Here is a 12,332-nt window from a genome sequence, read left to right on the forward strand (position 1 = left end):
CGTAAGCGGTCATTTTTCTTCATTTTTTTGCTATTTGCAAAACCAATGAGAAAAATGACCGCTTGTTTATTTTAATTTTTATGCTTTCAATTGTTTTTGAAGCTTAGTCCAGTTATAGAAACCGTAAATAGAATTCACTAAATAGGCAATGTACATCACTCTCATCGAAGGATTCTCTTCCCACCATAATAAGATTGATAACACATTCAGCACAATCCACAACAACCACTGCTCACGATAACGCAAAATCATCAACAATTGTGCAGCACAAGTGGTAATGGTTGTAACTCCATCTAATGAAGTTGAGCTTCCGCCTGCTGCTTTTAATGCTTCAATAAATAATAAGGTAAATACTGTAAGGCTCACTAACAATATTGCCCAACCTTTAAAATCCAGTGCTTTAGCAACAACTTCTTCACTGCCCGCATTATCTTTTTGCATATTGGCTTTCCATAAGAAATAGCCAATAAATTGTGCCGGTAAATAAATATAAAGTACGCTATTCATTTCCCCAATATAATTTTGGTGCCAAGCCACATAGAAATAAGTATAAGCAAAGATCAAACCGAAGAAATAGTTACTAATCTTCCCTTTACTGACTAACACCACACAAATTGTACCGGTAATACCAGAAATCGCATCTAACAAGGGGGCTGAAGTTTGTATCAGCAACCAAAGTTGCGCGCCAACACAAAAAACCAATAGTAAAACTTCGAACGGTTTCCAACCAGACAGCTCTTGACGGATAAAATCTGAAAGTGCTTGTTTATTCATTCATTCCTCCAGAATGTAGTTAATTCTTGGCTATTCTACGCTTTATCCGCCAAAAATGTAAAGCATAAACTACATATTTAATGATAATCCGCCTGAAAAACCTAAAAAAACGCATTTGCTTTACAATATGAATTTAATCCTAATTCAGCATAAAAAAACAAGCGGTTGAATTTTGCAAATTTTTTGCAGAATCTACCCGCTTGTGCTCGCCAAGCGCCTGATTGCTTGCCATTTATACTAAAATTTTTTAGAATCCTGTCCTTATTTCCATGACTAATATTGAGAATTTTGCATGTCTGACAAACGATATGGTGCAGATGAAATCACCGTTTTAAAAGATCTTGAGCCTGTTCAACTGCGCCCTGGTATGTATACCGATACCACCCGTCCTAACCACCTCGGACAAGAAGTTATTGATAATAGCGTGGACGAAGCCCTCTCTGGCTATGCCTCTCATATTGATGTAATTTTACATGCCGATAATTCATTAGAAGTGATTGATAACGGGCGAGGCATGCCGGTTGATATTCACTCTACTGAAAAAATTTCAGGGGTGGAGCTGATCTTAACCAAACTGCACGCTGGCGGTAAATTCTCAAATAAAAACTATACTTTCTCTGGCGGCTTACATGGCGTAGGGATTTCTGTCGTAAATGCACTTTCACAACGCGTTGAAATCAAAATTAAACGCCATGGAGAAATCTATGCAATCGCCTTTGAAAATGGTGTAAAAGTGGAAGAACTCACTGTTATTGGCAGCTGCCCGAAAAAACAAACTGGAACTACCGTCCGTTTTTACCCAAATCCAAAATACTTTGATAGCCCACGTTTCTCGGTAAGCCGTCTGCGTCATTTATTACGCGCTAAAGCGGTATTATGTCCAAAATTGACGATTCGTTTTATCGATCATATCAACAATAATGAAGAAACTTGGTACTACGAAGATGGATTATCTGACTACCTTTCTGAAGCGTTAAAAGAGTCTGAATCACTCCCTAACCCACCCTTTATTGGCGATGTTGTCGGCGAAACTGAAGCGGTAAGTTGGACGTTAACTTGGTTACCTGAAGGCGGAGAATTATTATCAGAAAGTTATGTCAACTTAATTCCAACTTCACAAGGTGGCACCCATGTAAACGGCTTGCGAAATGGTTTATTTAAAGCCATGGTAGAGTTCTGTGATATTCATAATTTACTCCCGAAAGGGGTGAAATTAACCGCAGAAGATGTGTGGAATCGCTGTGCTTATGTGCTTTCTTTAAAAATTCAAGAGCCACAATTTGCTGGTCAAACCAAAGAGCGCTTATCTTCCCGCCAAGCTTCAAGCTATGTTGATAGCGTGATTAAAGATGCCTTTAGCTTATGGCTTAATCAAAATGTTCAGATTGGTAAAACTTTAGCTGATATGGCGATTAGCTCAGCGCAAAGTCGCTTACGTGCTGCGAAAAAAGTGGTACGTAAAAAACTGGTAAGTGGCCCAGCATTACCAGGTAAATTAGCAGATTGTCTTTCACAAGATTTAACTCGAACTGAGCTTTTCTTAGTGGAAGGAGACTCTGCAGGTGGTTCTGCTAAACAAGCGAGAGATAAAGAATTCCAAGCGATTTTGCCACTACGCGGGAAAATCCTAAATACTTGGGAGGTTTCTTCTGATCAAGTCTTAGCTTCACAAGAAGTGCATGATATTGCGATTGCAATTGGTATTGATCCAGATAGTGATAATTTAGAAGAGCTTCGCTACGGTAAAATTTGTATTCTTGCTGATGCCGACTCTGACGGTTTACATATTGCCACCTTACTATGTGCACTCTTTTTACGCCACTTCCCACAATTAGTAAAAGATGGGCACGTTTATGTTGCAATGCCGCCTCTTTATCGCATTGATGTGGGTAAAGACCAAGTCCACTATGCTTTAGATGAAGCGGAAAAAGAAGCTATTTTACACCGTTTGGCAAGCAAAAAAGCCAAACTAAATGTACAACGCTTTAAAGGGTTGGGCGAAATGAATCCAAGCCAACTACGTGAAACGACCATGGATCCAAGTACGCGCCGCTTAGTTCAACTGACGTTAGATGAAGGCGATGAGCAAACACCTTCAACCTTTGAAATTATGGATATGATGTTAGTGAAAAAACGTTCTGAAGATCGTAAAAAATGGTTACAAGAACGTGGCAATGAAGCCGATGTAAATGGCTAATCATAGAGGCAAGATGAATAATCTTGCCTTTTCTTATTTTGTTTTGAATAAATCTCACGAATTTTTAAAAATTTTGTGAATCTTGTCACAAATTTATAACATTCTTATTTAGATTCCCTGATTTACGCAGTATATTGCCATTGAGCTTATTTTTGTGGGAGGCTCTTATGACAACTAATGCACCAACTAACAACTCAAATTTTCGCAATAACCTCATTTTTATTGCTGATGTTGTTATCTTTTTTATCTTATTAAAAGTTTTACCTTTTACACCTGAAGCCAATAAAGGGCTTGCTTTATTGGTTTTTGTTGCAGTGCTCTGGCTCACCGAAGCACTACATGTAACTGTGACTGCCCTTCTAATTCCATTATTGGCAATTGGATTGGGATTAGTGAAATCCAAACAAGCGCTTATTGCTTTTGCTGATCCAACCATTTTCCTCTTCTTCGGGGGATTTGCGCTGGCTACTGCATTGCATATTCAAAAATTAGATAGACTCATTGCCAACAAAATTATGGCACTTTCTAAAGGCAAATTATCTGTTGCCGTGCTCTATTTATTCGGTGTAACTGCATTTCTTTCAATGTGGATGAGTAACACTGCAACTGCGGCAATGATGTTACCTTTAGCAATGGGGATTTTAAGTAAATTAGATCGCGACGCACATCATAACACCTATGTTTTTGTACTATTAGGGATTGCTTATAGCGCAAGTATCGGTGGAATGGGAACCCTTGTAGGGAGTCCTCCAAATGCTATCGTGGCATCACAATTACACCTTACATTTGCTGATTGGATGAAATACGGTTTACCTATTATGCTTATTTTGATGCCATTGATGGTAGGCACACTTTATGTCGTCTTTAAACCGAAATTTAATATCACCTTTGATCAACAATTTGAAAAAATTGAGCTTAACCGCCAACGTGTATTAACTTTAGTTATTTTCTTATTCACAGCATTATTCTGGGTATTCAGCTCTCAACTTAATCCATGGATTTCTGAATTATTAGGTATTTCTGGCAAAATCGGTAGCTTCGATAGTATCGTCGCATTAACTGCTGCAGCAGTCGTTTGTATTACCCGCGTGGCATCTTGGCAACAAGTACAAGAAGGTACTGAATGGGGCGTGTTATTCCTATTCGGTGGTGGCTTAACCTTAAGCGAAGTACTTGGACAAACTGGTGCAAGCAAAATCATGGCTGATGGTATTGTAAGCTTAATTGAAGGTGGTCACTTCTATGTGATTGGCTTAATTGTCGCAACCTTCATCATCTTCTTAACCGAGTTTACATCTAACACTGCAAGTGCTGCATTATTAGTGCCAATCTTTATTTCGATTGCCCAAGCGCTTAATATGCCACCGTTAGGTTTAGCATTGATTATCGGTTTAGGCGCATCTTGTGCCTTTATGTTACCAGTTGCAACACCACCGAATGCAATCGTATTTGGTACCGGTGAAATTAAACAAACCGAAATGGTTAAAGCAGGTTTCTGGCTAAACATTATCTGTATTCTTGTGATTGCAACTATCGGCTATCTCTTCTGGCTAGACTAATTTGCAAAATTCTTCGCAAATTTAACCGCTTGAACATCCCTTGCTTGATGATACTTATCATATCGAGCAAGGGATGTTTGATCTAAAGCAAGAATCTTGATAAAAATTGTACAAAAAATGTATTTCTGTTCATACTTTACACTATCTGATATTTCCTCTGCGTGATTTTTTGTTATAGTAAAAATCCTCTAATATACCTAAGGATGATTATGTCTGAGCAAATACACGACAACACTCAACAAGCTAAAAATTATCGCAACACGATAATTTTTATTTTTGATGTGATTTTATTTTTCACATTATTAGCTTTTTTACCTTTCGACCCTGCACCGAATAAAGCCTTAGCGCTACTTGCATTTGTTGCCGTACTTTGGCTCACAGAAGCTTTACACGTTACTATTACCGCCCTTTTTATTCCCGTACTGTCTATTTTATTAGGCTTAGTTGATTCTAAACGAGCATTGGTTGCTTTTGCTGATCCCACCATTTTCCTCTTCTTTGGGGGCTTTGCGCTTGCAACTGCATTGCATATTCAAAAAATTGATAAACTGATTGCTAATAAAATCATGGTGCTTGCCAAAGGTAATCTATTTGTTGCCGTGCTTTATCTCTTTCTTGTTACTGCCGTGCTTTCAATGTGGATGAGTAATACGGCAACAGCTGCAATGATGTTACCGCTCTCACTCGGTTTATTAAGTAACCTAGATAAAGAAAAAGACCACAACACCTTTGCTTTTGTCATCTTAGGTATTGCATATAGCGCAGGTTTAGGTGGAATGGGCACATTAGTTGGCAGCCCTCCGAATGCGATTGCCGCCTCTCAATTAGGTATTGGCTTTGCAGAATGGCTTTATTATGGCCTACCAATGGTTGTCTTATTATTACCAGCAACTTTAGCTGTACTTTATTTCAACTTCCGCCCGAAATTTAATTCAAGCTTTGAATATGTAGCAGAAAATATCCAGCTTGATCGCAAACGTATTACCACATTAGGCATCTTTTTAGTCATTGCCCTGTGCTGGGTTTTTGGCGACCAAGTTAATAACTTCATCTCACCTTTACTCGGTTTAAAAGAAAAAATAGGTAGCTTTGATAGCCTTGTTGCAATGATTGCAGCCTTAGCACTTTGTGCAACTCGCGTAACCACTTGGAAACAATTACAAGAAGGCACTGAATGGGGTGTATTATTTTTATTCGGTGGTGGTCTCACACTTAGCTATGTGCTTAGCCACACTGGTGCAAGCAAAATTATGGCAGAAGGCATCGTAGAACTGATCGAAGGTAAACACTACTACATTATTTGCTTAATTATTGCTGCTTTTATCTGTGTCTTAACCGAATTTACTTCTAATACCGCTAGTGCAGCATTGTTAGTGCCAATCTTCATCTCTATTGCGCAATCACTTCAAATTGATCCTCGCGCTTTTGCATTGATTATTGGTTTCGGGGCATCTTGTGCCTTTATGATGCCGGTTGGTACACCACCAAACGCCATTGCATTTAGTACTGGTATTGTGACCCAACGGGATATGCTTCGCTCTTATAAAATCAGCTTAGTATGCATCATTGCACTTTCATTAGTTGGCTATTTTGTTTGGTTAAAATAGTTTAGGAAATAAAGAACAGAAGGCAGCTTTAAAGCTGCCCTCTTTTTGCAAAAAATTTTGAAAATGTGACCGCTTGTTAAGCACTTACTTCCCACCAAATTAATGCCCATTTTGTTTGGCCATGTTTAATCGGCTCACCTTTTTCCATTTTGGCTTGATAAAAGGCAGCCAATTTCTCTTTCTCTTCTTCCGTTAATGCCCCTAAAGAAAACTCGACTGAAGCGAGTAAATCTTCAAAACTCTCACCTAAAAATCGCCCTGAATCTGATTCAATAAAATTCACATTCGCTAAAATGCCTTTTTGATACAGTCTATTTACCAAATAAATATAGGTTGGAAAACCGCAATCATCTCGCCCAATAGCCTCAAAAATGGCTTCATCTAAAAAATGAGGTTGCGTCACAGAAGTCAGATAAACACGTTTTTTAGCTTTAGTACAAAGTTTCTCAATCATATTATCAAGATCATCGACTAAAGTAGAACGTGAAGCTAACACAACATCTACTGCTGGCACCTCAGCCCAATCATCTGTCCATGAATAGTGCAACGGTGTAATATTCGATAAATTCATCTGTTGCTGGAATTTGCTAAGCTGAGCCAGCATTCCTTCACTGTAATCTAATGCATATACGGCACGACATTGTTGCGCAAGTGGCAGCGCAAAGGTACCCGGCCCACACCCAATATCCAATACACTTTCATCTTTACCAATCGCTATTTTTTCTAACAATGTTTGATTATAACGGCTTGGCTTTCCCACTAAATTTTCAGCCATCTTCGCAGCTTTTTTATCCCATTTAGTTGCGGGCAAATTAAAGTGATTGCAGGCTCTTAAATGTGCCTGATAAAGCTCGTTAAAATCAATTTGTTGAATTGTCATCTCATTCTCCTTTTTCTTTTTTATACTATGCCAGATAAAAAACAAGGCGCATTAGATAATGCGCCTTGTTTTGTCATTTTCGATAACCAAACCTTCTGGATTAACGAGCACGGAAAATAATGCGTGCTTTACTTAAATCGTATGGGGTCATTTCTACTGTCACTTTATCGCCAGTTAAAATACGAATATAGTTTTTACGCATTTTTCCTGAAATGTGCGCAGTTACCACATGACCATTTTCTAATTCCACACGAAACATGGTGTTAGGTAAGGTTTCTAAAATTGTGCCTTGCATTTCAATGCAATCTTCTTTAGCCATTTATGCCTCTATAAGTCTATCAATAAGTTTTAAAAAACGGGGGATATTATACTCGGATGCGACTAAATTACAATCATTTCCGATTATACAACCGACGGCGACGATGAAAGCGTTGCGCTTGGCCTTGGTTTGACTCTACTGTTTGGCGAACAGGTGTATGAATGACAATTTTCCGTCTTGGGAACAAATAATAGACGACACTCACAAATAACCCGCCGACTAAAACCAGAATAATCAATTCACCATAAAGTTGGCGAAACATTGCCCCGATTTTATCATTCGTATTTTTAATATATTGCGAATCAAAAGTTACACGTAAAAAGCCTGCCAATTCAGATTTCACTAACACCGGTTCTACAATTTGTTGGGTATCAGAATTCAGTAAACTCTGTTTCAGCTCCAAGGCATTTTGACTTTGTGCTATTAACTGACCTGAAGGCGAATAGAGATTTGCATCCAAAATAAAATCTTCTTGCGCAAAGCTATCTAATGCCGCATTAAGCTCCTCTGTTTTCGTATTTTTGGCTAACATCAATGCAAACAAATTTGCCTGCTGACGAACCAACACATGCGATAAACTTGATACTTGGCTCATACTAGAGAGCTGAGAGCCGATTCTAAACTGTTTCACGCCATTGAGGATTACCCCAACCACTGCGACACAAAGCCCCAAAATAAACAGCACTAACAGTACTTTTATCAATTTTTCACGGGAAAGGTACATAAAGAATTGCGAATACCGAACTGATAATAGATAATTTGGCATCATTATCTATAAAAAGAGAACGTTATGTCAAACACCGTCTTGCTTTACGCTCGCCAACTTAATGACGACCAATGCACACAATTTGCACAAAAGAGTCATGCTCAACTCATTAAACGAACAGACTATTTAGGCTATCAACTTGCCTTTTTCAATAGTGAACAACCCGCTCGTACTTTGCGCGCACTGGCTGCAGAATATCAAGCTGACATTGCCGATCTTGATATTGTCGCGCGTTTAAGCCAACCTGGGCTATTAGTGATGGATATGGATTCCACTGCGATCAAAATTGAGTGTATTGATGAAATTGCCAAATTAGCAGGAACAGGCGAAGTAGTTTCAGCAATTACCGCTAGCGCTATGCGTGGTGAGCTAGATTTTGAGCAAAGCCTACGCAAACGTGTCGGCACACTCAAAGATGCACCAGAGCGTATTTTGCAAATCGTGCGAGAAAATCTACCGCTTATGGATGGCTTTGAAGAGATGATTCGCGTGCTCAAACAACATCACTGGAAGTTGGCAATTGCATCAGGCGGATTCGATTATTTTGCGGATTATCTTAAAGAACGCTATCAGCTTGATTTCGCCGCAGCCAACCAACTAGAAATTATTGATGGCAAACTAACAGGAAATGTATTGGGTAAAGTGGTCGATGCGCAATATAAAGCCAATACCTTAGCCCAACTCAAATCGCAATATGTAATCAGTGAACAACAAACTGTTGCCATTGGCGATGGGGCTAATGACTTATTGATGATCCAGGATGCCGCACTTGGCGTAGCACTACACGCCAAACCAAAAGTACAAGAACAAGCTAAATTTGTGATAAACTTTGCAGACTTAACTGCATTATGCGTATTGCTTAATGCAAACGATTTATTCAATGCTTAAAGGAGGAACCTATGCCATCTTTTGATATCGTTTCTGAAATCACGCTACACGAAGTTCGCAACGCAGTAGAAAATGCGAACCGTGTATTAACCACTCGCTACGATTTCCGTGGTGTGGAAGCTGTCATCGAACTTAATGAAAAAAACGAAACCATTAAAATCACTACCGAATCAGACTTCCAACTTGAACAACTGATCGAAATTTTAATCGGCTCATGCGTTAAACGTGGCATTGAGCATAGCTCATTAGATATTCCAAGTGAATCTGAACACCATGGAAAACTTTATTCTAAAGAGATTAAGCTCAAGCAAGGGATTGAAACAGAAATGGCGAAGAAAATCACGAAACTGATTAAAGATGCCAAATTAAAAGTACAAACCCAAATTCAAGGTGAGCAAGTGCGTGTAACAGGTAAATCACGCGATGACTTACAAGCAGCAATTCAATTAGTTAAAAGCGCGGAACTAGGTCAACCGTTCCAATTTAACAACTTCCGCGACTAGCTCACAAGCGGTCTGATTTTGCCAACATTTTGCAAAAAATCCACAAAATCCGACCGCTTGCATAAACAAAAAAGGAGACAATAATGAGCAATGAAAATAAAAGCTGGTTTAAAAAAGCCTTAGAAAAATACGATCAATTCTGTGAAGAACTTGGCGTGAATCGCGGCGCGTGCCGTGGTTGTGTGCCTGTTGTTAAATTTGATCCTGAGCGTGATGAAAAACAAGATAACGAATCAACTTTAGAGCAGAAAAATAAACAAGACTAACAAGCACTTTTCTTTTTCGCTTAAAAAATGCTTTTTATAAACAAAAACGGAAGCCGAATTACAGAGGCTTCCGTTTTATTTTTGATGCTTTTCTAGTTCAAATTACATTTTAGGAATTTCAACACCAGATGAAAGCACGTCTTGAATATCTGATTTTAAGACATCTGCTTTTGGCCCATAAATCGCTTGGATACCAGAACCTTTCACGATAAAGCCCATTGCGCCCGCTTGTTTCCAGCTTGCTTCATCACCGACTAAATCTGGATTATGCACGGTGATACGCAAACGTGTCATACAAGCATCAACATCTGCAATGTTATTACGCCCACCAAGTAAGTTGATGATTTGGATAACTTGCGTGCTAGCATTCGCCACTTTTGGTTCATCGCTAGAAGTTTCATCTGAACCTTTTGCATCATAGTTACCATTACGGCCTGCTGTGGCAAGGTTAAATTTCTTAATCATAAAGTTTGCGATAAAGAACATGGCAACGGCAAATAGGATAGATACCCAAATAAAGTTGATCACATCCATACCGATGCCGGCTTTAATCGCCATTGGTGTACGTGTTAAGAACTCAATGTTACCGAATGAATGCACACGTAAGTCCACAATATCTGCCATGGCAAAAGCACAACCTTGTACTAAAGCATAAACAATATAAAGCGGTAATGCGACAAACATAAACATATATTCAATTGGCTCGGTTACGCCTGTTAAGAACACCGCAAGTGCTGATGAAAGGAAAATCCCTTTATAGATTTTTTTCTTGTCTGCATCTACGTTGATATACATCGCAAGAGTCAAGCCCATTAAGATACCGCTTGAACCAATCATTTGCCCTACTTTGAATCGAGCTGGTGTTACTGTTGAAAGTAGCTCGTTATATTGGGTTACATTACCCGCATCTTTCAGGTTAATTAAGTCAGAAATCCATGCAAGCCATAGTGGGTCTTGACCAAAGACTTGTTTGCCTTGTTGTGCACCGGTTAAGAATTCATAAGTACCACCTAATGAAGTGTAGTTCATTGGAATAGTCAACATATGGTGTAAACCAAATGGAAGCAATAGACGCTCTAAAGTACCGTAAATAAATGGTGCCAAAACTGGTGCTGAACTTTGTGAGTTTGCAATCCATTGACCAAAGTGGTTAATACCGGTTTGAACTAAAGGCCAGAATAGCGATAAGATAATCGCCACTAATACGGAACGATAAATCACGACGAAAGGAACGAAACGTTTACCATTAAAGAATGTCAGTACTTCAGGTAATTTACGGAAATTGTAGTAGCGGTTGAAAGTTGTAGCCCCCACAAAACCCGCGATAATACCAACGAACACGCCCATATTTAACGCTGGTTGTCCAAGTACATTCACAAAGTAATGTGCAACGGGAATTTCTCCTGCAAATACGGTACTTACGTGAGCATTTGGATCGGCTAGCATTTCAAGCTTCACACCGAAAAAGTTACCGGTAATTAAGTTAATTAAAATGAAAGCCAGACCCGCTGCAAATGCGCCACCTGCACGCTCATTTGCCCAGCTACCACCAATCGCTAATGCAAATAATAAATGAAGGTTACCAATAATCCCCCAACCAATTTGGGCGATAATGTTTCCGACACGTGCTAGCCATTCAGCATCGCTAATCAAAGGCAGTGAGTTACCAATACTCACCATTAAACCCGCAGCTGGCATCACGGCAATTACAACCATTAGGCACTTACCGAATTTTTGCCAAAACTCAAAACTGAGCATTTTTTTCATATTAATTCTCCTACAAGATGAGATCTACTTCTACGCCAAAATGGTCGGAAACAATCGGTTTATTTTTGCCATTAAAAATAACCTGACTGTATAAAACCCTTTTTGCTTGGTTTAAAAAAATATAATCTAACCGCTTTTCTTGACTATGGCCTTTCCAGCCATCAATCGCCTTCTCCACAGTGATACCGCTATCCTTCTGCTCTGCCATTTCAAACGTATCAAATAAGCCTAAGGATTTAATTCGTTGGTAAGCTTGTTGGTCGCTTATTGCATCGGTATTGAAATCGCCCATCAAGATTTTCAGATTCGCACTTTGACTCCGCTCTACAATATAACGAACATTATCGAGTTGGTTTTCCCCATCACAATTTGGCAAATTGATGTGGCAAGAATAGCATTCAATTAACTGACCTTGATATTCCACCGTCAAACCAATGATTTTACGCGAGAGAATCGAGTCAAGACGTTGATGTTGGCTACAATAAAACGCATCAACATCATAAACGGGCAAACGTGTTAGAAACGCAATACCTTCATCATATTTATCGTAACCAATATGCGAATTGCTCCAAAAAAGCGAGTATTTCTGTGCAACGCGTTGATTGATTTTATTTAACAGAATGACACCATAGTTATCTTGCTTTAACGTTGGCGAAATAGCAGAAGCCGACATCAATTGATTAACCTCTTGTAAGGCAATGATATCATAACCCTTTTCCACAATAGTCTCAGCAAGAACCTCTATTTTTTCCGCTTGGTTAGCTTCTAACCAAGCGTGTACATTCAGGGTAAGTAGTTTCATTGCT

12 protein-coding genes are annotated in these 12,332 nt (G+C 39.1%); 6 read left to right on the forward strand and 6 right to left on the reverse strand.

The window, feature by feature from the left end; all coding sequences use genetic code 11:
- Positions 1-78: 78 nt before the first annotated feature.
- Positions 79-774: a nicotinamide riboside transporter PnuC gene (pnuC, locus tag HMPREF1128_RS06240; RefSeq protein WP_007525188.1), complete on the reverse strand. Its 696-nt coding sequence runs from the start codon at positions 772-774 to the stop codon at positions 79-81.
- A 292-nt stretch (positions 775-1,066) separates the two neighbouring features.
- Here pnuC and parE point away from each other — a divergent pair, with 292 nt between their 5' ends.
- The 3 genes from parE to HMPREF1128_RS06255 all read left to right on the forward strand — a co-directional run bounded on the left by parE (position 1,067) and on the right by HMPREF1128_RS06255 (position 6,137).
- Complete coding sequence (parE, locus tag HMPREF1128_RS06245; RefSeq protein WP_007524452.1) at positions 1,067-2,971, forward strand: DNA topoisomerase IV subunit B; 1,905 nt, start codon at positions 1,067-1,069, stop codon at positions 2,969-2,971.
- Between the two features lie 167 nt (positions 2,972-3,138).
- Positions 3,139-4,530 (forward strand): DASS family sodium-coupled anion symporter, encoded by a 1,392-nt coding sequence (locus tag HMPREF1128_RS06250; protein WP_007524469.1) that lies wholly within the window; start codon positions 3,139-3,141, stop codon positions 4,528-4,530.
- Between the two features lie 209 nt (positions 4,531-4,739).
- A complete protein-coding gene (locus HMPREF1128_RS06255) occupies positions 4,740-6,137 on the forward strand; it encodes an SLC13 family permease (protein WP_007524248.1) in 1,398 nt (465 codons plus the stop codon).
- A gap of 76 nt (positions 6,138-6,213) precedes the next feature.
- On the opposite strand, the gene HMPREF1128_RS06260 is transcribed toward HMPREF1128_RS06255, so the two are convergent.
- From HMPREF1128_RS06260 to HMPREF1128_RS06270, 3 genes are all read right to left on the reverse strand, one after another.
- Positions 6,214-7,017, reverse strand: a complete 804-nt coding sequence (locus tag HMPREF1128_RS06260) for a class I SAM-dependent methyltransferase (protein WP_007523974.1) — start codon at positions 7,015-7,017, stop codon at positions 6,214-6,216.
- A gap of 100 nt (positions 7,018-7,117) precedes the next feature.
- On the reverse strand, positions 7,118-7,336 hold the full coding sequence (infA, locus tag HMPREF1128_RS06265) for a translation initiation factor IF-1 (RefSeq protein ID WP_005598198.1): 219 nt from the start codon (positions 7,334-7,336) through the stop codon (positions 7,118-7,120).
- Positions 7,337-7,409: 73 nt separating this feature from the next.
- Positions 7,410-8,060, reverse strand: coding sequence for a YtjB family periplasmic protein (locus tag HMPREF1128_RS06270; RefSeq protein ID WP_007524666.1), 651 nt, complete (start codon positions 8,058-8,060; stop codon positions 7,410-7,412).
- 66 nt (positions 8,061-8,126) lie between these two features.
- Between HMPREF1128_RS06270 and serB the strand changes: the two genes are divergently transcribed.
- The 3 genes from serB (at position 8,127) to HMPREF1128_RS06285 (ending at position 9,759) form a co-directional block, all read left to right on the forward strand.
- Complete coding sequence (gene serB / locus HMPREF1128_RS06275; protein ID WP_007524889.1) at positions 8,127-8,990, forward strand: phosphoserine phosphatase SerB; 864 nt, start codon at positions 8,127-8,129, stop codon at positions 8,988-8,990.
- Positions 8,991-9,001: 11 nt separating this feature from the next.
- Positions 9,002-9,493 (forward strand): YajQ family cyclic di-GMP-binding protein, encoded by a 492-nt coding sequence (locus HMPREF1128_RS06280; protein WP_007525308.1) that lies wholly within the window; start codon positions 9,002-9,004, stop codon positions 9,491-9,493.
- Between the two features lie 83 nt (positions 9,494-9,576).
- Positions 9,577-9,759 carry a DUF5363 domain-containing protein gene (locus HMPREF1128_RS06285; RefSeq protein ID WP_007524948.1) on the forward strand — a complete coding sequence of 61 codons (183 nt, stop codon included), beginning with the start codon at positions 9,577-9,579 and terminating at the stop codon, positions 9,757-9,759.
- A 102-nt stretch (positions 9,760-9,861) separates the two neighbouring features.
- Here HMPREF1128_RS06285 and HMPREF1128_RS06290 read toward each other — a convergent pair whose 3' ends face one another.
- Both HMPREF1128_RS06290 and HMPREF1128_RS06295 read right to left on the reverse strand, forming a co-directional pair.
- Positions 9,862-11,526 carry a PTS transporter subunit IIBC gene (locus HMPREF1128_RS06290; RefSeq protein ID WP_007525162.1) on the reverse strand — a complete coding sequence of 555 codons (1,665 nt, stop codon included), beginning with the start codon at positions 11,524-11,526 and terminating at the stop codon, positions 9,862-9,864.
- 10 nt (positions 11,527-11,536) lie between these two features.
- Positions 11,537-12,328, reverse strand: coding sequence for an endonuclease/exonuclease/phosphatase family protein (locus HMPREF1128_RS06295; RefSeq protein WP_007524906.1), 792 nt, complete (start codon positions 12,326-12,328; stop codon positions 11,537-11,539).
- Positions 12,329-12,332 lie beyond the last annotated feature (4 nt).

It is taken from the genome of Haemophilus sputorum HK 2154, assembly GCF_000287615.1.
Taxonomy (GTDB): Bacteria; Pseudomonadota; Gammaproteobacteria; order Enterobacterales; family Pasteurellaceae; genus Haemophilus_A; species Haemophilus_A sputorum.